This is a genomic window from Modestobacter caceresii (genome assembly GCF_000761485.1).
GTDB classification, from domain to species: Bacteria; Actinomycetota; Actinomycetes; order Mycobacteriales; family Geodermatophilaceae; genus Modestobacter; species Modestobacter caceresii.
This window is the reverse complement of record NZ_JPMX01000010.1, coordinates 26,231-48,004: the sequence shown is the minus strand read 5'-3', so window position 1 is coordinate 48,004 and position 21,774 is coordinate 26,231. Positions and strand designations below refer to the sequence as shown.

Here is a 21,774-nt window from a genome sequence, read left to right as displayed (position 1 = left end):
AAGGGGTGATGGGTGGACGCGATCACCGCGGCCAGTTCAGCCATGACTGTCTCCGTTGGTCTTCGGCTCGGGCAGGTAGCGGGCCGGGCCAGGATCCCCGCGGCGCCGGCCGCCGGCAGAGCGGGTAGCGCCCGCGTGCCTCCTGGTGCGGACACGGTTCGGGGCCCGGCCATCGTCGTACCGTCCCCCTTCCTCGACCGACAGACGGACGACGGTCCGTAGCCATCAGATGAGTCTTCCGTCACATTCAGAGAGAGTCAAGAGGTCCGATTCGTCCCGAAGAGACGGGGTCACCCGCCCTTGACACGGCCCCCTCGGTGCGTCGATCGTCTAAGCATCGACCATGCGGAACCGGCATGCGGACGAAGGTCCGACTCCGGGGAGGGCGATGACGAACATGCACAGTCGGGTCACCACCCCGACGATCCCTCCAGGGACCGCGGGGCCATGGACGTCGACGTCCGGTGCGCCGAAGCACAGCGGAGAGGCGTGCTGCCACAGTTCAGTGCGCCCACCGTTCCGGTCGGCCGCCAGGTCGGGGAGTGAGGGAGCACATGGCCGGTCGTGGAGCAGGACCTGACTTCGTGGAAGCACTGGCACGCGGGCTCGACGTGCTGGCGTGCTTTCGCCCTGCCCGCCGCAGCATGTCCCTCACCGAGGTGGCGACTGCGGCAGACCTGGCGCGGCCGACCGCCCGCCGACTGCTCCTCACGCTCGAGGAGCTCGGCTTCGTCCGATCCGTCGGCACGTCGTTCGAGCTGACCCCCAAGGTGCTGACCCTGGGGATGGCCTACATCAACGCACTGGGTCTGTGGGACATCGCCCGACCGCACATGGAAGAGCTGGTCGGGCGGACCGGCGAGTCATCGTCGATGTCCCAGTTGGACGGCTCCGACATCGTCTACGTCGCCCGCGTCTCGGTGCCAAAGCTGATCACCCTCCGTGTGGCGGTCGGGACCCGTTTCCCCGCGGCCCAGACCTCGCAGGGCAAGGTGCTGCTGGCTGCGCTGTCCCCCAAGGAGCTGGACGCCACGCTCGCCGAGCCCAGCCGGGCCGGACTCCCGCCGTTCATCGGTCGTTCGGTCGAGCAGTTGCGGGATCAGCTGACCGAGATCCGGGCGCGAGGATGGGCCCTGGCCGACGAAGAGCTCGCACCTGGCATCCGGTCGGTCGCCGTCCCGGTACGCGACGGGACCGGGGCGGTACGCGCCGCCATGAACGTCACCGTGCACGCGGCGGAGACCTCGATCGACGAGCTCCTGTCCCACCACCTGCCATTGCTGCAGCGCACGGCCGGCGACGTCAGCGCCGAGTGGGCGCACTGGCAGAGCCAGCCGCTCGTCGAGGTCCCCCGCGAGTCCGACAGCTCCGCTACCGCCTGACCCTCGCCGGACAGGACTGCACGCCCCCAACCCCGGATCGACCAGAAGGCGCCGGATGATCCGGCGAGCGTGGGCACTCCCCCGGCAAGGCCACCGATCGCGGGAGCTCGCCGCCGGCTGCGTCACCGCTCTCTCCCGAGGGGGAACGGTGACGGACCCGTACACCAGTCCCGGACACGAGAAAGCCCCTGACCCGCGTCTCCGCTGGCCAGGGGCTTGCTGTGCTCCCCCGATAGGACTTGAACCTATAACCCTGCGATTAGGTCGTCACCCCTAATCGTGGATCATCCGATCCCCAAATGTGCAGGTCAGTCCCGGTTCATCGCTAACTGGCATCATCCAGACCCCTGTGGCTTCACCCGGAAACCGGGGGGTAAACGGGGGGAGCTTCGGCGCTCCATCTCGCGCAGCTCATCATCCGTGGGGTCGTTGGCGGCAGACCCCAGGAGTCGGTCGGCACGTCCGGTGATGCAAGGCGTCCCGTGGTCGTCCTCCCACATGCCGAGTTCCCGCGCACGGGCGATCCGGTTGCTCCACACCTTGGGCGACCCGTGCCCGAACCGCTCACTGATCTCCCGCGCTGGGTTCGCTTCCCCCGCCTCCTTGCGGGCCACGTACTCCCAGGCCAGCCAGGCCCAGTCGCGGAGGGGGCGTCCTTGCGGTCCCCTGCCCTCGTTCTTCCAGCCGGAGAGGTTCAGCTCGGTGATGGACGTGAAGGGGCTGGGGGGCGGCGCGGCGGCCAGGCGGCGCGCTTGTGTCAGCAATCTGCCCAAAGGCAGCGTTCGGAGTTGATCCAGCCCGGGGAGGGGGTCGGGAGGCAGGAAGCTGACCTCCACGGCCCGCCGACCACGGGCGGCGAGGCGGAATCCCACCCGCCACCCCTCGTGCGGCACCACGACCACGACGTCGTCTCCCCCGGACGAGAGGACCCCCTCGGTACCGGACGCCAGCGCTTCGCTCAGGTGCACGTTTCCATGATAAGTGGCTGAACCAAGCTCGGGGCAGGGTTCTGGTGCAGGCTCCTAACTGCGGCCAACACGACGCGATCCGCGTGTGTTACGTCAGCAAGTTCCGCCCTCTGCCCCACCCATGCCGACGACCAAGGAGTTCCCCTTTCATGTCCCCCGACACTCCCCGCCGCCAGGCGATCTCGGGGCCACGCTCAGCACCGCTGAGCTGGCCAGCCGATGGAAGTGCTCACCCGGCTACCTCGCCAACGCCCGCTCGGCCGGTACGTCCATTCCCTACCTGAAGCTGTTCTCCGGTGGGCGCGTGGTGTACCGGATGGATGACGTCCTGGCGGCCGAGGCTGCTGCGCTCGTGCTTCCCGCCCGAACTGCCGCATGACCACCTCACCTCGCCGACGCGGTCGGGGCGAACCGCTCGCCGCGCTGCTGCGTCACTGCGAGCTGTACCAGGGTGACCGGCACATCGCCGAGGAGTTCGACGCCGTCGAAGACGAGTCGGCGTCCGATGAGGACGCGGCCACCCTGCGCCGGTACCGCCGTGCCCGCATGAAGGCTCCCGGCTTCGCCCGGGGGTCCTACGAGGTCAACTCGCACAGACGCATCCCCGCCGACGTGCTGCGCTCGCTCACCGAGGCACCGGCCACCCGCAAGCAGCGAGCGTGTGCCGCGTGCGGCGTCGGCTTCGTCAGCCTGCGCAGCGATGCCCGGTACTGCTCGACAGCGTGCCGGGTGCGTACTCACCGCCGGGCAACGCTGCTCGCAGCGTAATGGCTACACCCCCGTTTCCGGGGTCTGCAAGCAACCACCCACGGATGGCCCACAGCGGCATCCGTACCCCCTGCTGACCAGGGCGTTTCGGTCGTCATCCGTTACGCCCTGACCAGTCATGCCTACCAGGAGAACAACGACCGTGAACGACCAGACCAACCGACAGGCCGACCGTCCCCGATGGCTGACGCCGCCGGATGCCGTGCCCATCAGGGCGACCGATGAACTGCTGTCCGCCCTAGCGGTCGGTGACGTCGTGGAGGTGCCGGTGCGCTTCGGTGACGCCGAGGAAGCCGTCACCCTCTCGCTGCCCAAGGTCAGTGAGGGCAAGTTCGCCGTGCACACCCGGCAGGGCTTCCCGCTGCGGTGCCTGGTGGGTGCCCAAGTAGTGCGCCGGGTGCGCCGAGATCGGGTGGAGACGGCCGAGCCAGTGAAGCCGACCGGCGACGGTCAAGCTCCGGTCCCGACCGCCTCTCGGTTCCACCGACGCATCGTGCGGCCTCGCCCGGGACACCAGCGGTTCACCACGGTGCACGACTGGGGCCAGCTGGCACCCGGTGAGCTGGAGGCGATGCCGGAAGGCACCCGGCGAGCGGTGGCGCTCTCGCCATCGGTGCACCTGACCCTCATCAGGGGTGCTGGCGGCTGGACGCTGAACACCCGCAGGGCCATCCCGAGTGAAGCCCTGGCGGGCCTGTGGACTGCGCCCCGCGTGCCCGTCGACGCGGATGGCACCTCGTGACCGTCCTGGCGGCTCGCACGGGGGCGGGGCTGCGGTGGCTGGACCCGTTCGACCCGGCCGACTGGCCGGAGCGGGAACGCCCCACGCACCTCGTGTCCGGCCTGCTGTCCACCACGCTGACCGTGCTGGCGGGTGCCCCGACTGCTGGGAAGACGCACCTGGCGGTCGGCATGGCAGCCGCCCTACTCAACGGTGAGCGGACGTTCCTGGGGCGGGAGCTGTCCGGGGAGCTGGACTCGGTGGCGTTCATCTGCACCGACGCAGACGGCGCGGCATCGGTTCGCCGCCGCATCGCTCCGCTGGTCGCCACACCGGGCAGCAAGCGGGTCCGGTTGGTCGACTACACCGGGGCAGGGGAAACCGAGTGGACCGCGCTCACGGACGCCGTGGCCGACTTGGCACCGGGGCTGCTGGTGGTGGACAACGTGCTGGGCCTCGTGGACGACGTCAACGACAACGGCGAGGCCAAGCGGGTCACCGCACCCCTGCTGCGACTCACGCAGCAGGGCACGGCGGTCCTGCTGCTGACCCACACCGGGAAGCCCGGCCCCACGGGGCCGGCTCAGGGGGTGAATGCGGCCATCGGTGCCCGGACGTGGAGCGTTCCGGCCCGGGTGAAGGCGACGCTGACCGCTCGGGAGAAGGACGGCCGGAGGCAGATCAAGGCCCACAACAACGACGGCGAGCCGGTGACCGTGGACGCCCGTCTGGACGTCGTGGGGGAAGCGCCGGTCTGGACCCCGGGGACGGGCGACGGCGGTCCGGGGCAGCAGGAGGAGACGAAGGCGACGGCCGGTGACATGTGGGATGCGCTGGCCGAGCGAGTGGTGCAGGAACAACCCCCGGGCGTGATGACGGCGCGGGGACTGGCACGCCACTACGCGGCATCGGTCGGCATGAGCGAGGACTACGTGCGCACCCGGCTCGGAAGCCTCGTGTGCTGGAACGAGACCCGTTGGGAGCACAAGGGCTAGCCACGGCGAGGACTGGTGGTGGTGGGTTCTCCCCCCTTGTAATCCCCCCTCCACCACCTACACAGCAACACAGCAGAGCAGCTAGCCGAGATTGGCCCCGGAGGGGCCAGCCACCGGCAGAGCTGGCAGGACTGACCTGGCGGACTCCGTCCGCCCCATCAGGTCAACACCAACGGCAGACCAGAGATCGGACCCGGAGGGTCCGTCATCAGCCATGCCCGCGAACCGGCCAAGCCATCAGGGCAAGGCCGACAACCCAAGGAGATCGACACCAGTGAGCACCAACCCCAGCAAGACCAAGATGAAGACCACCACCCCGACCGCCGCTGAGCTGTCGCGCATGGCCGTGACCGAGGCGCGGGAGCGGTTCGCCATCCGACAGGAGGCGGACCGGCAAGCTCGTGAGACCGCCGAGGAACTGGTCGCCCGTCTGGTCAGGGGTGACGACACCCCGACCGCTGCGGACCTGTCCCTGGCCGACTACGCAGCCAAGCGGACCGGCCTGCTGGTCAAGGCTGCCGAGGCCAAGGTCAAGGCAGCCGAGCGGGCGCAGCTCAACGATGACACCGAGCTCGCCGAGCTGTTCCGCCCGATCCTGGCCGACGTCTACGGCGGTCGCGTGCCCGTCGTCGTGACCGGCATCCCCGCCGAAGCCAAGCCCGGCAACGACGGTGACCCGCTGCTGTTCATCGTGCAGCCCAAGCCGACGCACACTGCGGGCGGTGTCCTCTCCGGCATGGTGGAGCTGGTGTTCTTCCGGCCCGACCTGTTCGCGCCGCTGGACGTCGGCAAGGTGGAGCAGCAGTGCTGGGCACTCGGCTACACAGTGCAGCCGCACCAGCTCGGCACCTCCCCTGCCGGGAAGATGCACCGCGACGGGCTGCGGCTCACCGTCCACCGGGCGTCCTACCCGGTGCCGATCCTGTCGGCCGCGCCGAGCGGTGACGCGGTGCGCGACTTCGCGCTCACGGTCAACGGCGACCTACAGCAGTCGGTGCGAACGGCCAGCAAGCCGCCCGCGATCACTGGTGAGCCGGTAGCCCGCCGAGCGTCCAGCAAGCTGACCGGCCGCCGGGTCGTGTCGTCCGTCCCTGGCGACGATGGCGAGGTCCGTGTCACCGTGGAGACCACCCACGAAGTCACTCCCGGGGCCGGGCTGCCTGACGGCTACGCGAACGAGCGGTTGCGCCAGGCCGTGGGGCAGATGGACGGTCAGGTCGCTGACGGTGTCGGCCGCGTGGTCGCCGCCGGGGCACTCAGCATCACGATGCCCGACCTCGCCCGGCCGGACTTCGCACAGCAAGCGTGGACAGTGAGGACGCGATTCATCCTCACCTACCGGCCGCACTGACCAGGGACGCACCGAAGAAGACGCCACTGGCGGGCAGCGCACCCACGTGCACCGCCCGCCAGTGGTCCGCAGCTAGTTAGCTGCCGTCCCGCACGCGCCCCGTGCTCAACCAGCCGAGCATGGGTAGCGCGATCACGAGGACTTCTGTCGACCCGGTCTCGACGACGACGACAACAACCATGGCCGCGACGATGGCCAAGGCCAGGATGTGCCGCCAGGTCAGCGACTGTGCCGTGACCTTGCCCCGGCTGTCACCCTTGTCGTCACTGTCACCGTTGTTGCTGATGTCGCTCTTGTCGCTGTTGTCCTGATTGCGTATGTTGTCCACGTACGACGCTCCTCTCGTAGATGCCCCTGCGATGAGAGTCGGAACGGCCTCCGCCTGGCAGCGGGGGCCGTTCTGCGTTTCCGCAGAACGGCTTACAGGCCGTCTTCACTCGCGGACAAGCATCCCATGCGTATGTAGGGTGAGAAAGCCCTGACAAGCGTGTCGTCTTCCGTCACCCGCATATCGAGCGTTTCTCCCGATATACAGCGTTCCAAGCCCTATAGAGCGCTTCCTGCCGAGCAGTTGGACGGGTTATCCGCAGGTCGCGCGGTTATCCCTGCTGGCCAGTCCGCCTGCCCGCCGACCTCCCAACCCGGGCAGGATCGGGGCTGCTATCACGGGACGGTCCCCTTCTAGAGGCCGAGAGGGTCAGCCCCCCACCCTCCCTATTGCCCCCTGGGTGCGGTCCACGAGCGCGGCCGCCCGAGGGACACCCGGAGGGGCTGTGGACTGCACCATGGGCGGCGTCGGCGGGCTGGCACAGGGACGCTGCCCCGCTCCCTCCGCACTGCCACCGCACTCCATCTGAACGCGGGCTACAGGTCCGATGAACTACCGACAGCTGGTTGAGAACCAACTAGCTACCCCCCGGAAACTCCGCTAGTCTGGAACGGAGCGCGGGGCGGAACGCCCGACCCGCCCACGAGCTAAGGCGAGGGAACGACGAATGGCGCGACCGATGATGAAGGTGGGCGAGTGGGGCAACATCGCCACCACTCCCCACAAGTACGGCGAAGACGGCAAGGCCCGCAGCATCCCCAGGGGGTCGCGGAAGGCCGACACGTGGCGGGCGCGGGCCAAGGTCCGCGACCTGGACGGCAAGGTTCGCGACGTGGAGAGCTGGGCGGGCACCGAGGCGTCCGCCCGCCGCACACTGACCGAGAAGCTGCGCGAGCGCGTGCAGCCGGCCCCCGAGCACGCCGCCGTCAAGCCGACGACGAAGGTGAAGGACGCCGCCCGCGTGTGGCTGACCGAGCTGGCCGACTCCGACCGCTCGGTGAACACGCGGCAGGTCTACACGTCCACCTGCCACAAGCACGTCATCGGCACCGAGAAGGCCCCCGCTGCCCTGGCCAACCTGACGGTGCGGGAGGTGACCGCCGGGGGTGTCGAGCGGGCACTGACCGAGATCGCCAAGACCAGCGGCAAGGGTGCGGCCAAGATGACGCGCACCGTCCTGCGCGGGGTGCTGGACATGGCGACCAAGCATGACGCCATCGCGCTCAACCCGGTTCGCTCCGCTGGTCCCATCAAGGTCAAGACGGTGAAGAAGGGTGCTCGGGACACTGAACGAGCATTTACCCCCGAGGAACAGGCTGCGGTGCTCGCCTACGCGGCAGACGACAAGGTGGCCCAGCGCCGGGACCTGGTCGACCTGCTGGCCTTCCTGGCGGGCACGGGTGCCCGCATCGGCGAGGCGTGCGGGCTGCGCTGGTCTGCTCTAGACCTGGCCGAAGGAACCGCCAAGCTCGGGCCGGTGGTCGTCCGAGAGAAGGGCAAGGGACTCCACGTGCAGGACGACGGCAAGACCGACACCAGCACGCGGACGATCAAGCTGCCCGCCGACCTGGTGGCCCGACTCATGGCCCGCCAGGTGAACGCGGTCGGCAACGAGTGGGACGTCGTGTTCACCTCGCCCCGTGGCCACCTTCGGGACACCAGCAACACGTGCGGCGACGTGAGCGCGATGCTGACCGCCGCCGGGTACCCGTGGGCGACCGCCCACACGTTCCGGCACACCGTCGCCACGACGCTGGACCTGGCGGGCCTGTCGGCGCGGGAGATCGCCAACCACCTCGGGCACAAGCACGCGAGCATGACCCAGGACGTCTACATGAGCCGTCACACGATCTCCGACCGCGCAGCCGAACTGCTGACAGTGGGGAGCTAACGCAAGGCAAAGCGGGGGGTTACAGGGGGATCAGACCTCCGACGAGGCAAAAGTAAAGGCCCTGACCGGCGTCTCCGCTGGTCAGGGCCTCGGCTTGCTCCCCCGATAGGACTTGAACCTATAACCCTGCGATTAACAGTCGCATGCTCTGCCAATTGAGCTACGGGGGATCGGCGGGTGGTGCCCGCGCGCCCTGAGAGATTACCCCACGCCCGAGCCCGTCTCGGGCCGGGGGTGGCTCCCGGCGGGTCGCGTCCCCGGCGCCCGACCGGGTGAGGGCGGTCAAGCCGCGCGTGACCGCTGCCAAACCTGTGTGCATGAGGGAGCTGGGTGAGCGGGCGGTGGCGGGCATAGGCCGCCACATCGAGTGGCGCGCCGTCACGCTCCTCGCCATCTGCCTGACCGGCAGCATCCCGCTGTTCGTGGTCAGCGGCTTCCAGCGGTCGGTCGGCGCGCACGCCGATGCCCGGCTCGCCGCTCTGGGCGCCTCGATCTGGGGTTGCATGGCCGGCTACGTGGCGATCCGTCGTCGGCTGGGGCCTCGGGACGGCGCCGTCATCATCGGCGCGGCGAGCACGATCATGATCGTCGAGGGCCTCTGCCAGCAGGAGCTCACCATCCGCTGGCTGTGCGCTGCGGCGCTGGTTGTGGTGCCAGTGGCCGCCGCGATGCTGCTCCGGAGCTGGGCGGTCGTCGTCACCACGGCCGTCGCGGTGACCGGCGTGGTCGCGATCAGCCTGACGCTGCCCACCCCACCACTGCTTCGGGTCTACTCCGCGCTGACGATGTCCGTCATGGTGCTGGCCCCCATCACCGTGGTCACGATCCTGGTACGCCGCATGCAGGCCGCCCGCGACCTGGCCCGCACCCTGGCCGTGACCGACCCGCTGACCGGGCTGTCCAACCGCCGCGGCATCGAGGCCCGCGCCGGCTCCATCCTGGCCGCCGCAGCGGCAGCCGGTGAACCGGTGACCGTGATGGTGTTGGACCTCGACCACTTCAAGACGGTGAACGACACCCATGGGCACGCCGTCGGCGACCGGGTGCTGACCGAGGTCGCCGGCGCGATGACTCGCGGCGCCCGCGCCGACGACCTGCTCGTGCGCCTCGGCGGGGAGGAGCTGGGCTGGGTCGCCCACTTCCCCGGCCCGGAGGAGGTCGCGCGGGCCGCGGAACGCCTGCTCACCGCCGTGCGCGACCTGTCGGTGCCCGACGTACCTCCGGTCACCGTCAGCATCGGGGTGGTCACCTCGGAGCCGCCGCCTGGCCACAGCCCGGTCGACGCGGTCCTCTCCCTGCTCAGCACCGCCGACCGGGCGCTGTACGAGGCCAAGCGGGCAGGTCGGGACCGGATCGCCTACGCCGCCGACCGCCCGCGCGAGCTGAGCCCGACCTCCTGAGCTCGACGGGTCGGAACCCCGCTGGGCCGGTAGCGTGATCACTTCCGCCCCAACACAGGAGGTCCCCCGTGGCCAAGCTGTCCTTCCTCGCCGGCTTCGGTGCCGGTTACGTCCTCGGTGCCAAGGCCGGCCGTGAGCGCTACGAGCAGATCCGCCGCGTCTACAACCACGCCAAGGACGACCCGCGCCTGCAGACCGCCGCCGGCGTGGCCCAGGCACGCGCCGACGCCGCCGTCGACTCGGTGAAGCACCGGCTGGGGAACGAGACCGGCAGCAACTGACCTCGGGTCAGCGGCTGGGGTCGTCCGCGTCCACCGCGGCGGCCAGGCGGTCGCGGGCGACCTGGCGGGCCACCGGGTCGTCCCGGTCGGCGTCGTCGTCGAAGACCACGGTCCACTCCCGCGCCGCCTGACCGGGCACCCGGCGGGCCACCAGCAGCACCCCTCCCCCGGTGGGAAGCGGGTGCCGCTGGCTGGTCACCACGGTGCGGTCGACCCGGGTGCGCAGCACGCCGGGCAGCCCGCCCGCCTCGCGCAGCACGTGCCGCTGCGGCGCCTGGCGGGCCTGCACCCCGGGCTCCACCTCGACCAGCGGCGTCACCACGAAGGTGCCGCCCGCACCGGCCGCGCTCCACCGCGCGGTGCCGATCTCGTGCCACGCCAGCAGGGTCGAGGTCTCGCCCGAGTCGGCCGGGACGACGCGCAGGCCGCGCGAGGTGGCCACGGTCCAGCCCCCGTCGACCCGCTCTCCCCACGCCAGCGCCCGCTCCTCAGCCTCCACGTCGAGCGCCGCGCGCACCGGCTCCGGCGGGCGGGCGAACCTCCCGCGCACGCGCTCGATCAGGCTCACGGGGTCAGCCCGCCGGACGCACGCTTGCGCAGCGAGATGGCCAGCTGCTCGAGGTCCATCAGCTTCTTGAACGCCCGCATGTACTCGTCCTGCGCCTCGATCGGGTTGGTGCGCTGCAGCTTGCCCTTGAGCGCGGCGATCTCCCGGACGGTGGCCATCTCGTGCAGCCGGGCCATCAGCGCGTTCACGTAGGTCGGGTCGTTCTCCCCCACCGCGTGCAACGGCTCGACCGCCAGCGCGGTCAGCATCGCCTTCGCGGTGTCCCGGTCGCAGTGCGCCGTCACCTCCTCCAGCCACGCCGCCCCGGACGTCGTCGCCCCAGCCGCTCCCCCGGCGGCCGACACCGCGGCGGCGACCGCGGCGTAGTCGGAGTGCGTGTAGGAGCTCGGCTCGACCGCGTCGAACTGCGGTCCGGCGATCTCCGGGCACTGCAGCGCGGCCTTCACCGCCTCCCGCTCGACCTCGATCGCCGCGTCGTCCGGCGTCCGCTGCGGCGTGCGCGGGCGGGACCTCGGCCGCTCGCCGCCGTTCTCCCCGGCCAGCTGACGCACGCGCGCCACGACCTCGGTCTCGTCGGGCAGGCCGAGCAGGCCGGCCAGCCGACGGGCGTACGCCGGGCGCAGCGCGTGGTCCTTGATCTGGGCGAGCAGCGGCGCCGTCTTGTCCAGGGCAGCCAGCCGGCCCTCGACGGTGTCCAGGTCGTACTCGGCCAGATGGGTCCGCAGCACGAACTCGATCAGCGGCGTGCGCCGGCCGATCAGGTCACGGACGGCGGCGTCCCCGTGCGCCTGGCGCAGCTCGCACGGGTCACGGCCCTCCTGCTCCACCGCGACGAAGGTCTGCGCGACGAAGCGCTGGTCCTCCTTGAACGACTTCATCGCCGCCGCCTGGCCGGCCGCGTCGCCGTCGAAGGTGTAGACGACCTCCCCGCGGAACTCGTCCTGGTCCATCAGCAGCCGGCGCAGGACGTTGATGTGCTCGGGCCCGAACGCGGTGCCGCAGGAGGCCACCGCCGTGGTCACCCCGGCGACGTGGCAGGCCATCACGTCGGTGTAGCCCTCGACGACGACGGCCTGGTGGTTGCGAGCGATGTCGCGCTTGGCCCGCTCCACGCCGTAGAGCACCGAGCTCTTCTTGTAGAGCGGGGTCTCCGGGGTGTTCAGGTACTTGGGGCCGGGGTCGTCGTCCATCAGCTTGCGGGCGCCGAAGCCGATGACGTCGCCGGTGAGGTCGCGGATCGGCCAGAGGAGCCGGCGGTGGAACCGGTCGATCAGCGTGCCGCGGGAGGACTCCTTGGCCAGCCCGCCGGTGACCAGCTCGCTCTGGGTGTAGCCGAGGCCGCGCAGGTGCCGGGTCAGGGTGTCCCAGCCGCCGGGGGCGTAGCCGCAGTTGAAGTCCAGGGCCACCTGCCGGTCGAAGCCGCGGTCGGCGAGGAACGACCGGGCCGGTGCGGCCTCCGGCGTCATCAGCTGGCTCGCGTAGAACTCCGCGGCGGCGGTGTTGGCCGCCACCAGCCGGGCCCGCTGGCCAGCGTGCGCGCGGTCCGGGCCGGCGGTGGCCCGGCCGCCGTCGTCCTCGTACTGCAGCTGCACCCCGGCCCGGCCGGCGAGCAGCTCAACCGCCTCGGCGAAGGAGAGGTGGTCGATCTCCTGCACGAACCGGATGACGTCGCCACCCACCCCACAACCGAAACAGTTGCCGGTGAGCAGGTTGTCCTCGAGCGTGAAGGCGTGCGTGCCGGGCACCTCCGCGCAGAACACCTCCTCCACCCGGTCGCTCCACTCGACCGACTGGACCACCCAGTTCTTGCGCTCGTACTTCTTGTCCCTCGCCAGGTGCCGTTCCCGGTGCTGAGCGATGAGGAAGAAGGACTCGGGCAGCCCCTTGGTCATGAACCGCAGGTTGAAGATGTCGCTCGGGACGCCGTCGATACCCACCCGGTTCTGCTTCGCGATGCTGAACGTGCCGATGCCCAGGCGCGTGCAGAGCCGCCGCACGTACTCCAGGTCCTCGATGTCGGCGGAGTTGAGGATGGCGTCGCCGTCCTCGGCGACACATCCATCGGCGGCGAAGTAGCCGGCCAGCCAGCCGAGCAGGTAAGAGGTGTCATCGTCCAGGGACGGGCGCTCGTCCTTGAAGTGGGCAGGCAGTCCGTAGAAGCGTGTCCCCCGCTCGTCCGACCACGAGCGGCACCCGTCGAAGAGGTGGGCCAGCTGAGCGTCCTTCTCGCCGTAGAGGACGGCGATCGAACCTCGGCCATCGCGGGTGCCGTCGCCGTAGACGAGCCCCCGTGCGATGCCGAACGGTGAGGGCCGGGTCGCCGGGTTGAGCACCCGGCTGACCGGGAACGAATGTGACAGCCAGTCACCGGGCTTGAGGTCCTTGGTGAGCTTCTCGCGGCGCTGCTGGCGAAGAGCTCCCGAGGGTACAAACCAGCGGTGCTCGTCGGTGGCGTGCACGACCTTGGTGCGCCCGTTGCGGCTCAGGGTGAGGCGCATGAGTCGCTGGATGCCGTAGCTGCGAAAGGGCGCCTCGACCCAGCCGCCGTCGCCGTTCAGCACGCGGACGGTCTTGCCCGCCAGCTCGCGGATGGGGACGGTGCCGTCCTCGGTGAGCACCCCCGTCTCGCCGGCCAGGCAGTGGTACAGGCCTCGCGAGGGGGTGACCTGGAAGGACGGCGACTTCTCGTCGTGGAACGGGCAGAGGCCCTTGAGGCTGCCGCCACCGGCGCGCTTCAGCTGCAGGTGCTCGCCGATGATCTCGTCGATCTTGGTCCGCTCACGGACGAGCGCGATGTCCGCGGCGCGGATGCGCCCCCGCCCGGCCATCAGCTCGCCCCCGCAGCGACCATGCGCCGCCGGCTCAGCACGAACTCGAACCACAGCAGGAAGACGGCCGAGTCCAGCGGCAGGCCGGGCTCGGTGGTCAGCGTGGGCCGCGGCGACCAGCCGCCGGTGGTCCCGCTATCGGCCAGCGGCCGGCCCGCGCTGCTGTAGCGGTGGGTGCCCTTCCACATCGACGTCGCGGCCACGTCGACGGCCAGGCCGTCGAGCTCCATCGTCCAGCTGCTCTTCCAGACCGAGATCTGGTGGGCGCGCAGCCGCACGCTCTCCGCCGGCTCCTGGGCCCAGCGCCCGACCAGCTCACGGTTGCCCTGCCGCCGGAAGGCCCAGTGCCGGTCCCCCACCTCCGCGGTAGCGGCTTCTTTCCAGTTGGCCGCGCGCAGCGTCGCGACCACGGCACCGTCGGCGAGCACCGGGACGGTGCCCCGCTCGGTGCCGTGCGACCCGCTCTTGCCCAGCTCCAGCACGGTGCTCCTCAGCCGATCCCGGGCGCTCCGGCGACGCTCTCGCCGGTCGCGCGGTAGAGCAGGTAGGCGGCGGTCTCCCGCAGGATGTACCGGAGCTGCGTCGTGCGGGTCTGCACGGCTGGCCCCTGTCGGGTGGGTGAGCTCGCGGCGTCCAGCCCGGCGTCCTCGGCCATCCGCTCGGCGCGCATCGCGTGCCACGGGTCGCTGACCAGGACGGCGCTATTCCAGTCCCGGTCGGCGAACTCGGCGGCCACCGCGCGCACGCTCTCCAGGGTGTCGACGCCCTCGGGCACGGCCAGCAGTGCGTCCTCCGGCACGCCGTTCTGCGCCAGGTAGTCCCGCCCCGCCTCGGCCTCGGTGAACGTGTCGCCGGTCGCCTTGCCGCCCACCGTCACGATCACCGGGGCCACCCCTTCGTCGTACAGCTCCCGCGCGTGCTCCAGCCGGGCCTCGAAGATCGAGGACGGGACGCCGTTGTACTGCGCCGAGCCGAGCACCACGATCGCGTCGGAGGCGGGGCGGGCGTCCTGCCGGGCGATCCACCAGATGGCCGTGGCCGTGGACGCGGCCAGCAGCAGGGCCGCCGTCACCGCCGCCCCGAGCACCCGGACGCCCAGTCGCCCCGCCACCGCTGCCACCCGTCATGGGTACCACGGCCGGCCGACGCCGGTGACACCCCTGGGGACGGTGTGCCGACCGCTGCCGGGCTCATCCCGCGGTGCTGGTGCCGCAGACCTTCGTCCCGCCCTCGGGCACGACCGTCAGCGTCGTGGTGGTGACCGCGCCGTCGTCGTCCCAGCGGACGTCGACCAGCTGCACCGGCACGCCGTCGACCTCGCTGCTGCGTGCCCCGGTCACCTGCGGCGTGCCCGGCTGGAGGTACTCGGCGGCCAGGTCGGCGGGGGCCACCCGGGCGCGCTCCGCGTCGCACAGGAGGCCGTGGGACGTCTCCAGGTCGCCCTGGCTCAGCGCGGCGGCGAACACCCCGGCCACCTGGCGAGCCTGATCCTCCCCGGACCCCTTGAAGAACGGCATCAGCGCGACCATGGCCACCGCGAGCAGCACCGTGCCGCCGAAGATGAGCACCAGGAGCTTGTTGTGGTTCTTGGGGGTACCCGTGTGCAGCGGCGCCGGGTCGTCGTCGTAGAGGAAGGGCCCCTGGGTCACCGCTGTGCTCCTGTCGTGGTGCTCATCCGCCGCCGACCAGCAGCTCGGCGCCGGCCGGGGGCCGGGGGTCGTCCCGGTCGGCGAGCCAGCCCTCGGGGAGGGCGACCGGCCGCGGCGGCGTGGTGCGCCCGCGCGGGGCACCGAGCACGCCCTCGGGGTAGGGCTGATCAGGGATCCCGTCGAGCAGGCCGGCCAGCTCGTCGAGCCCGGAGACCATGGCCAGTGCGCGGCGCACGTCGGAGGGGACGGAGAAGCCCTTGAGGTACCAGGCGACGTGCTTGCGGAAGTCGCTGCAGCCGTGCACCTCGCCCTGGTCGGCGGCGAGCAGAGTGGCGTGCCGGTGCATGACCTCGGCCACCTGTCGGAAGGTGGGCAGCGTGCGGTGCGGCGAACCGGCGAACGCAGCGGCCAGGTCGCCGAACAGCCACGGCCGGCCCAGGCAGCCCCGGCCCACCACGACGCCGGCACAGCCCGTCTCGGCCACCATCCGCAGTGCGTCGTCGGCCTCCCAGAGGTCGCCGTTGCCCAGCACCGGGATGGAGACCTCCTCGACCAGCCGGGCGATGTGCGACCAGTCGGCGGTGCCGCTGTAGAGCTGGTCGGCGGTGCGCCCGTGCAGGGTGATCGCCGCGGCGCCCTCGTCCTGCGCGATCCGGCCGGCGTCCAGGTAGGTGACGTGCTCGGCGTCGATGCCCACCCGCGTCTTCACCGTCACCGGGACGTCGCCGGCGGCCTGCACCGCGGCCCGCACGATGTTGCCGAACAGCCGGCGGCGCCACGGCAGCGCCGAACCGCCGCCCTTGCGGGTCACCTTGGGGACCGGGCAGCCGAAGTTGAGGTCGATGTGCGCCGGGCGGGTGCCGGCGACCTGCTCGTCGACGAGCATCTCCACCGCCCGCCCGACGGTGGCCGGGTCGACGCCGTACAGCTGCACGCTGAACGCGTCGGCCTCCCCCGGGGCGGCCTGCACCATCTTCAGCGTCTTGGCGTTGCGCTCGACCAGCGCCCGGGTGGTGATCATCTCGCAGACGTACAGACCTGCCCCGAACTCCCGGCACAGCGTGCGGAACGCCGGGTTGGTGATCCCGGCCATCGGCGCCAGCACCACCGCGGGGTCGACCGTCAGCGACCCCAGCTGCAGCGCCGGCGCGCGCTCGAGGGTGCTGGTCACGACGTCCAGGGTAGGTGGCTCGGCTGTGTGCCCGGGCTCACGGCCGGGTCTCCGAGATCGGGCCGGTGGCTGCCTCCTCGCGGAGGAGACAGCCACCGGCCCGGTCTCGACCGGATGCGCGCGGCGTCAGCAGCCGGGGAGGCGGGCGGCGAGGTAGCCGGGGACGGCGTCCAGGCCGATGCGCTCCTGGGCCATCGAGTCGCGCTCCCGGATGGTCACCGCGTCGTCCTCGAGGGTGTCGAAGTCGACCGTGAGGCAGAACGGGGTGCCGATCTCGTCCTGCCGGCGGTAGCGGCGGCCGATCGCGCCGGCGTCGTCGAAGTCGACGTTCCAGTTGCGCCGCAGCGTCGCCGCCAGGTCGCGGGCCTTGGGCGAGAGGTCGGCGTTGCGGGACAGCGGCAGGACGGCGGCCTTCACCGGCGCCAGCCGCGGGTCGAGCTTGAGCACCGTGCGGGTGTCGACGCCGCCCTTGGCGTTGGGCGCCTCGTCCTCGGTGTACGCCTCGACCAGGAAGGCCATCAGCGAGCGGGTGAGCCCGGCCGCCGGCTCGATGACGTACGGCGTCCAGCGCGCACCGGAGGCCTGGTCGAAGTAGGACAGGTCGGTGCCGGAGTGCTCCGAGTGGGTCTTCAGGTCGAAGTCGGTGCGGTTGGCGATGCCCTCGAGCTCGCCCCACTCCGAGCCGGTGAACCCGAACCGGTACTCGATGTCGACGGTGCGCGTCGAGTAGTGGCTCAGCTTCTCCTTCGGGTGCTCGTAGTGCCGCAGGTTGTCCGCGGAGATGCCCAGGTCGGTGTACCAGGCGGTGCGGGCGTCGATCCAGTACTGGTGCCACTCCTCGTCGCTGCCGGGCTCGACGAAGAACTCCATCTCCATCTGCTCGAACTCCCGGGTGCGGAAGATGAAGTTGCCCGGGGTGATCTCGTTGCGGAAGGACTTGCCGATCTGGCCGATGCCGAAGGGCGGCTTCTTGCGCGCGGCGCCCATGACGTTGGCGAAGTTCACGAAGATGCCCTGGGCGGTCTCCGGGCGCAGGTAGTGCAGCCCCGACTCGTCCTCGACCGGGCCGAGGTGGGTCTTCAGCATCATGTTGAAGTCGCGCGGCTCGGTCCAGGAGCCCTTCACGCCGCAGTTCGGGCAGGAGATGTCGGCCAGGCCGTTCTCCGGCAGCCGCCCCTTCTTCTCCTCGAACTCCTCCTCGAGGTGGTCGGCGCGGAACCGCTTGTGGCAGTTCTGGCACTCGGTCAGCGGGTCGGTGAAGACGCCGACGTGACCGGAGGCGACCCAGGTCTGGCGGGGCAGGATCACCGAGGAGTCCAGGCCCACGACGTCGTCCCGGCTCTGGACGACGGTGCGCCACCACTGCTTCTTGATGTTCTCCTTCAGCTCCACGCCCAACGGCCCGTAGTCCCAGGCCGAGCGGGTGCCGCCGTAGATCTCACCGGACGGGAAGACGAACCCCCGGCGCTTGCAGAGGTTGACCACCTTCTCCAGGCGAGCGGGGTCGGCGGTACGGGCGGGGGCGGTGTCGCTGGGCACGGGGGCTCCATCCGGCTGGGGTGTCGGCGAGTGACCCCCAGACGGTAGTCGCCGGGCACGTGGCCCCAGCGCCCGTCCCGCCACACGGTGTTCACCGGGAACCGGTGGGGCCGACACACGCCGTCCCTAGGTTCCGGCTCATGACGGCCACGACCTCCCAGGCGGTTCCGCCTGCCCCCGCGACCCTCGACCAGCGGCTGGCCCGGACCACCGCTGGACTCTGCGCCGCACACCCCGCCCTCGCCCCGGTGGTGCGCGGCGTGCTGGCCCCGCTGCGCGACCGGCTGCACCGGTTGCACGTGCGCTGCCAGGAGGCCGACACCGCCGCGTGGGCCGCCTACACCGCCGACCTGGACCGAGGGCTGGGCGAGCTGGCGGTGGAGATGGACCGGGCGACCCAGCAGGCCGGTTCCGGCCCGGTGGTGGACGACGTGCTCGCGACCGCTGCCGCCCGGCTGGAGCTGCGGGCCTGGCAGCTGCGGCTGTCTGCCTCCGGCGCGGACGACCCGGACGCCGAGCGGGCGCGGGCACTCACCGTCGCAGCCGCCGGCCACCTGGCCGAGCTGGACGCCGCGCCGGGTCGGGAGACCGCCGCCGTCCTCCGGGCACGGCTCGACCAGGAGCTCACTGGTCTGCGTTCGCTGACGAGTCGCCGCTGACCCCGCCCCTCGACCGTCGATGCGCAGGTCAGCGACGGACTCAGGTCACGGCCGGACGGGCCGCCGGCGCTGGGGGCTGCGGGCACGTGCGCCCGCGGGCGACGGACCGTCCGGCACCCGCTGGTCGGCGCGCAGTGCATGCATCACCAGCTTCCGGACGGCGATCACCAGGGCGACGCCCAGCAGGCCGTGGAACGTGAGCTCGCCGGCGAGCCGGATCAGACCGGCGGCGACCAGGAAGTCCAGCAGGACACCGAACGCCAGCAGGACGTCGCGCAGCCGCACCAGCGTGATCAGGCCGGAGACCAGGCCGAGCACGGCCACCAGCAGTGCGGCATCCTCCAGCAACGGGCTCATGCCGGCTCGCCCCGGGTCACGTCCGGTCACCGCCGTCGCGTTGCCGCTCCTCGTTCTTCTCGACCTCTTCCCGTTCCTCGGCGATCTCCTTGCCCAGGAAGTAGTTCAGCGCGGTCCGGATGGCCGCGATCGCGGCGAGCTTGCCGATCTCGGCGAAGGACGGCGCGATGGCGGTGCGCAGGACGTCGCTGGCCAGCTGGAACTCCAGGCCGAGCAGCAGGTAGCGGGCCAGCCCCAGCCGCACCCGGACGAACTCGTCGCGGTGCCGGCCCCGCACGGCCGCACGGACGAACTGGACGGCGGCGATCACCGCACCGACGAAGATCACGATCGCCCCGGCGGCCTCGACCAGCCGGATGAACAGGTTCACGTAGCTCCGCAGCAGCTCCTCCGAGAGGAAGGAGTGCGGGAACCCGGTCGCTTCTTCTGCCGCCAACACGTCCACGGGCCGCTCCCTGCCCCGGCCGCGGTCCGACTACTCCCCGGCGGTGGTCACAGGACGGTCCCGCCCTGCCGATCTCGGGGGCGCACACACGCGCGCGGCACACGCGGGCAGGAGCGCACCTCCGAGAGGCCACCCATGACCGGCAACCGCCTGGCCACCGCCCTGCACCTGCGCTCCCTCCGGGGGCGCTGCTGCAGAGCGAGGCACGGTCGACGATCCACAAGATCGACCGGCGAACGTCCGCTCGGTGACCGAGGCGGCCCGGTCCACCGCCGGCTCGCCCGAGTCGACCCGGGAGACGGCGGCGGCGCTGGCCACGGTCACCGGGGACCTGCGCGAGCTGGTCGCCCGCTTCCAGCTGCCCTGAGGGCAGTCGGTCAGTGGACGCGGGGCTCGGATCGGCCTCCGCGGCCTGGGCTCGACGCGCACCGACCCCAGTACATGTCGCTTGCTCGGTGAGGGTCACCGAACGCTGCACGACCCGCATGGGCTGCTGGCTGGCGCACGCGAGTGACCCGACCGGGTCGCGTCCGGCGACTGACCGACGCTCCCCCGGACATGACGCTGGGCGGGCGGATGGTGTCGCTCAGGGACTCTGCGGCGTCGCCGGTGTGCCGGCGACGCCGCGCACCGCGCTGAGTCGGAGGCGGTCGGCCAGGGCGAGGACCTCGTCGCGCAGGGCGTCCGGGGTGATCACCTCGAAGTCCCAGCCGAGCCCGGCCAGCATGCGGGCCATGCCGTCGAGGCGCTCGGCGCGCGTCTCCAGGAGCACACCGTCGGCGTGCTCGCTCAGCCGTCCCACGCTCCGGGGCAGTCGGTCGCCCGCATCCGCAAGGGTGGTCTGCAGCACGACGGAGACCTCGTGCGACCACCTGACCGCGGCGATGCCCGACACGACCTGCGTCGTGGCGTCGAAGTCAGCGGGCACGAGGTAGGAGCCCTCGCCCTGCTCGACCGAGGCGATGCGGTCGAGTCGGAAGGTCCGCAGGTCATCACGGCCGTGGTCGCGTCCGGTGACGTACCACCGGCCGGAGTGGAAGACCAGGCCGTAGACGTCGAGCTCACGCTGCGACTCCCGCCCGTCCCAGGCGGTGTACGCGATCACGACGGTGCGCCGCGCTTGCACAGCCGAGGCGAGACCGAGCAGCGCGCCGGCGCCGGCGGGAGCGGTCGCGCGCACCGGGGTCGTGAACTGTGCGGTCGACAGCAGGCTGTCGAGCCGCTGGCCCAGGGCCCGCGGCAGTACACGCGACACCTTGGCCAGTGCGCTCGCCGCCGCTGCGTGGTCGGTGGTGGCAAGCCCAGCGCGTTCCGCGGCCCTGAGGCCCAGGACGACGGCGATGGCCTCGTCGTCGGTGAGCATCAGCGGCGGCAGCTTGTAGCCCGGCGAGAGCCGGTAGCCGCCGTACCTGCCCCGCTGCGCCTGGACGGGGATGCCGAGGTCGGCGAGGTGCTCGGCATAGCGCCGGACCGTGCGCTCATCGACCCCGAGCCGAGCGGCGAGATCGCCGACGGTGCGCTGCCCGCCCGTCTGGAGCAGCTCCAGCATGGCCAGCACGCGAGCGGTCGGGCGGGTCACGGCCCTCCTCGGCGGTGCTGGGGACGATCTGTGTGCCGACGCTGCATACCGGGCGGAATCTGCCCGCATTCCAGCCTAGCGTCGTCGCCATGAACACCACCACCTACGTCCTCGTCCCCGGCTTCTGGCTCGGGGCCTGGGTCTGGCGGCCTGTCGCAGACTCGCTGCGTGAGCGCGGCCATGTCGTGCACGCCGTCGACCTCTCAGGCATGGGCGAGCGCGTCCACCTCGCCTCGCCCGAGACCGACCTGACTGCTCACATCGACGACGTCGTGCGCTTGCTCGAGCAGCAGGACCTGCACGACGTCGTGCTCGTAGGGCACAGCTACGGCGCCCTCGTGACGACCGGTGCGGCGGACCGCATGCCTGAGCGCGTGGCGCGCCTGGTCTACGTCGACTCGGGCCCACTGCCGGACGGCATGGCACAGGCCGACTTCGAGGGACCCGAGGCGCGCGCGGCCAACGACGATCTGGTCATGACCCACGGCCAGGGCTGGAAGCTCCCGCCGCCGCCCTGGGCCGCACTCGCCGCCGCGGTACCCGGGGTCGACGACGCTGCCGTCGCAGCGCTGGTCGAGGGCTCGCAGCCGCAGCCCTGGCTCACCGCCACCCAGCCGGTCGCGCTCACTGGCTCCTGGGAGCGCGTGCCACGGACGGGCGTGCTGTGCAGCTTCAGCCTCGAGCAACTGCAGCAGATGGCACCCCACGCACCGGTGTTCGCGCACATGGTCGACGGCGACTGGACCTACGTCGAACTTCCGACGTGGCACTGGCCGATGATCAGCCGACCGGCGGAACTCGCCACGGTGCTGGAGTCGGTCAGCGGCTAGGCTCCGGCGCCCAGACGCCCGCTCATGCCGCGCCTCGTGCGGGCGGCGCGCGGTTGCCGCGGCA

The 21,774-nt window shown here is 71.4% G+C and carries 23 protein-coding genes and 1 tRNA gene; 11 read left to right on the top strand and 13 right to left on the bottom strand.

Annotation, left to right across the window (positions count from 1 at the left end; translation table 11 throughout):
- The first annotated feature begins 584 nt into the window (after window positions 1–584).
- Window positions 585–1,382, top strand: coding sequence for an IclR family transcriptional regulator domain-containing protein (locus IN07_RS03670; RefSeq protein WP_231557978.1), 798 nt, complete (start codon window positions 585–587; stop codon window positions 1,380–1,382).
- A 335-nt stretch (window positions 1,383–1,717) separates the two neighbouring features.
- Here IN07_RS03670 and IN07_RS03665 read toward each other — a convergent pair whose 3' ends face one another.
- Window positions 1,718–2,350, bottom strand: a complete 633-nt coding sequence (locus IN07_RS03665; protein ID WP_036333712.1) for a hypothetical protein — start codon at window positions 2,348–2,350, stop codon at window positions 1,718–1,720.
- A gap of 121 nt (window positions 2,351–2,471) precedes the next feature.
- Here IN07_RS03665 and IN07_RS25055 point away from each other — a divergent pair, with 121 nt between their 5' ends.
- From IN07_RS25055 to IN07_RS03645, 5 genes are all read left to right on the top strand, one after another.
- Window positions 2,472–2,729: a hypothetical protein gene (locus IN07_RS25055; protein WP_156119020.1), complete on the top strand. Its 258-nt coding sequence runs from the start codon at window positions 2,472–2,474 to the stop codon at window positions 2,727–2,729.
- Window positions 2,726–3,118 carry a hypothetical protein gene (locus IN07_RS03660; RefSeq protein ID WP_036333710.1) on the top strand — a complete coding sequence of 131 codons (393 nt, stop codon included), beginning with the start codon at window positions 2,726–2,728 and terminating at the stop codon, window positions 3,116–3,118. The genes IN07_RS25055 and IN07_RS03660 overlap by 4 nt, the downstream gene beginning before the upstream one ends.
- A 142-nt stretch (window positions 3,119–3,260) precedes the next feature.
- Window positions 3,261–3,860, top strand: a complete 600-nt coding sequence (locus IN07_RS03655; RefSeq protein WP_036333708.1) for a hypothetical protein — start codon at window positions 3,261–3,263, stop codon at window positions 3,858–3,860.
- Entirely contained in the window at window positions 3,857–4,834 is a 978-nt protein-coding gene (locus IN07_RS03650) for an AAA family ATPase (RefSeq protein WP_036333706.1), read from the top strand. The genes IN07_RS03655 and IN07_RS03650 overlap by 4 nt, the downstream gene beginning before the upstream one ends.
- Before the next feature lie 91 nt (window positions 4,835–4,925).
- Window positions 4,926–6,185, top strand: a complete 1,260-nt coding sequence (locus tag IN07_RS03645; RefSeq protein ID WP_156119019.1) for a hypothetical protein — start codon at window positions 4,926–4,928, stop codon at window positions 6,183–6,185.
- A 76-nt stretch (window positions 6,186–6,261) separates the two neighbouring features.
- On the opposite strand, the gene IN07_RS03640 is transcribed toward IN07_RS03645, so the two are convergent.
- Window positions 6,262–6,513, bottom strand: a complete 252-nt coding sequence (locus IN07_RS03640; protein WP_036333702.1) for a hypothetical protein — start codon at window positions 6,511–6,513, stop codon at window positions 6,262–6,264.
- A 667-nt stretch (window positions 6,514–7,180) separates the two neighbouring features.
- Here IN07_RS03640 and IN07_RS03635 point away from each other — a divergent pair.
- Window positions 7,181–8,404 carry a site-specific integrase gene (locus IN07_RS03635; protein ID WP_081975155.1) on the top strand — a complete coding sequence of 408 codons (1,224 nt, stop codon included), beginning with the start codon at window positions 7,181–7,183 and terminating at the stop codon, window positions 8,402–8,404.
- A 97-nt stretch (window positions 8,405–8,501) separates the two neighbouring features.
- On the opposite strand, the gene IN07_RS03630 is transcribed toward IN07_RS03635, so the two are convergent.
- Window positions 8,502–8,574, bottom strand: a tRNA-Asn gene (locus tag IN07_RS03630).
- A 147-nt stretch (window positions 8,575–8,721) separates the two neighbouring features.
- Between IN07_RS03630 and IN07_RS23755 the strand changes: the two genes are divergently transcribed.
- Complete coding sequence (locus IN07_RS23755; protein WP_052090691.1) at window positions 8,722–9,804, top strand: GGDEF domain-containing protein; 1,083 nt, start codon at window positions 8,722–8,724, stop codon at window positions 9,802–9,804.
- 68 nt (window positions 9,805–9,872) lie between these two features.
- Entirely contained in the window at window positions 9,873–10,085 is a 213-nt protein-coding gene (locus IN07_RS03620; protein ID WP_036333700.1) for a hypothetical protein, read from the top strand.
- 7 nt (window positions 10,086–10,092) lie between these two features.
- Here IN07_RS03620 and IN07_RS03615 read toward each other — a convergent pair whose 3' ends face one another.
- From IN07_RS03615 to IN07_RS03585, 7 genes are all read right to left on the bottom strand, one after another.
- Window positions 10,093–10,653 (bottom strand): hypothetical protein, encoded by a 561-nt coding sequence (locus IN07_RS03615; protein ID WP_052090689.1) that lies wholly within the window; start codon window positions 10,651–10,653, stop codon window positions 10,093–10,095.
- A complete protein-coding gene (gene dnaG / locus IN07_RS26180) occupies window positions 10,650–13,481 on the bottom strand; it encodes a DNA primase (protein ID WP_036333698.1) in 2,832 nt (943 codons plus the stop codon). The genes IN07_RS03615 and dnaG overlap by 4 nt, the downstream gene beginning before the upstream one ends.
- The gene (locus IN07_RS03605) at window positions 13,481–13,963 is read right to left on the bottom strand and encodes a hypothetical protein (protein ID WP_036333696.1); all 483 of its coding nucleotides are present in this window, start codon (window positions 13,961–13,963) and stop codon (window positions 13,481–13,483) included. The genes dnaG and IN07_RS03605 overlap by 1 nt, the downstream gene beginning before the upstream one ends.
- 8 nt (window positions 13,964–13,971) lie before the next feature.
- Window positions 13,972–14,601: a YdcF family protein gene (locus tag IN07_RS03600; RefSeq protein WP_156119018.1), complete on the bottom strand. Its 630-nt coding sequence runs from the start codon at window positions 14,599–14,601 to the stop codon at window positions 13,972–13,974.
- A 70-nt stretch (window positions 14,602–14,671) separates the two neighbouring features.
- Window positions 14,672–15,130 carry an Rv0361 family membrane protein gene (locus IN07_RS03595; protein WP_036333695.1) on the bottom strand — a complete coding sequence of 153 codons (459 nt, stop codon included), beginning with the start codon at window positions 15,128–15,130 and terminating at the stop codon, window positions 14,672–14,674.
- Between the two features lie 22 nt (window positions 15,131–15,152).
- Window positions 15,153–16,301, bottom strand: coding sequence for a tRNA dihydrouridine synthase DusB (gene dusB, locus IN07_RS03590; protein ID WP_036333693.1), 1,149 nt, complete (start codon window positions 16,299–16,301; stop codon window positions 15,153–15,155).
- Window positions 16,302–16,427: 126 nt separating this feature from the next.
- Window positions 16,428–17,840 carry a glycine--tRNA ligase gene (locus tag IN07_RS03585; protein WP_036333691.1) on the bottom strand — a complete coding sequence of 471 codons (1,413 nt, stop codon included), beginning with the start codon at window positions 17,838–17,840 and terminating at the stop codon, window positions 16,428–16,430.
- A 140-nt stretch (window positions 17,841–17,980) separates the two neighbouring features.
- On the opposite strand from IN07_RS03585, the gene IN07_RS03580 reads away from it, so the two are divergent.
- Window positions 17,981–18,499, top strand: coding sequence for a hypothetical protein (locus tag IN07_RS03580; protein ID WP_036333689.1), 519 nt, complete (start codon window positions 17,981–17,983; stop codon window positions 18,497–18,499).
- A 45-nt stretch (window positions 18,500–18,544) separates the two neighbouring features.
- Here the strand turns inward: IN07_RS03580 and IN07_RS03575 are convergent, their stop codons facing one another.
- From IN07_RS03575 to IN07_RS03565, 3 genes are all read right to left on the bottom strand, one after another.
- Window positions 18,545–18,856, bottom strand: coding sequence for a hypothetical protein (locus IN07_RS03575; protein WP_052090686.1), 312 nt, complete (start codon window positions 18,854–18,856; stop codon window positions 18,545–18,547).
- Between the two features lie 16 nt (window positions 18,857–18,872).
- On the bottom strand, window positions 18,873–19,301 hold the full coding sequence (locus IN07_RS03570) for a DUF1622 domain-containing protein (protein WP_231557977.1): 429 nt from the start codon (window positions 19,299–19,301) through the stop codon (window positions 18,873–18,875).
- 586 nt (window positions 19,302–19,887) lie between these two features.
- Window positions 19,888–20,880 (bottom strand): helix-turn-helix transcriptional regulator, encoded by a 993-nt coding sequence (locus IN07_RS03565; protein WP_052090684.1) that lies wholly within the window; start codon window positions 20,878–20,880, stop codon window positions 19,888–19,890.
- 14 nt (window positions 20,881–20,894) lie between these two features.
- On the opposite strand from IN07_RS03565, the gene IN07_RS03560 reads away from it, so the two are divergent.
- Complete coding sequence (locus tag IN07_RS03560) at window positions 20,895–21,710, top strand: alpha/beta fold hydrolase (RefSeq protein ID WP_197058342.1); 816 nt, start codon at window positions 20,895–20,897, stop codon at window positions 21,708–21,710.
- Window positions 21,711–21,774: the final 64 nt, after the last annotated feature.

Bases quoted from the DNA above. Each gene is read 5' to 3' on its own strand.
- IN07_RS03660 (WP_036333710.1), top strand. From the start codon at position 2,726: ATGACCACCTCACCTCGCCGACGCGGTCGGGGCGAACCGCTCGCCGCG.
- IN07_RS03580 (WP_036333689.1), top strand. From the start codon at position 17,981: ATGACGGCCACGACCTCCCAGGCGGTTCCGCCTGCCCCCGCGACCCTC.
- IN07_RS03575 (WP_052090686.1), bottom strand. From the start codon at position 18,856: ATGAGCCCGTTGCTGGAGGATGCCGCACTGCTGGTGGCCGTGCTCGGC.
- IN07_RS25055 (WP_156119020.1), top strand. From the start codon at position 2,472: ATGCCGACGACCAAGGAGTTCCCCTTTCATGTCCCCCGACACTCCCCG.
- dnaG (WP_036333698.1), bottom strand. From the start codon at position 13,481: ATGGCCGGGCGGGGGCGCATCCGCGCCGCGGACATCGCGCTCGTCCGT.
- IN07_RS03635 (WP_081975155.1), top strand. From the start codon at position 7,181: ATGGCGCGACCGATGATGAAGGTGGGCGAGTGGGGCAACATCGCCACC.
- IN07_RS23755 (WP_052090691.1), top strand. From the start codon at position 8,722: ATGAGGGAGCTGGGTGAGCGGGCGGTGGCGGGCATAGGCCGCCACATC.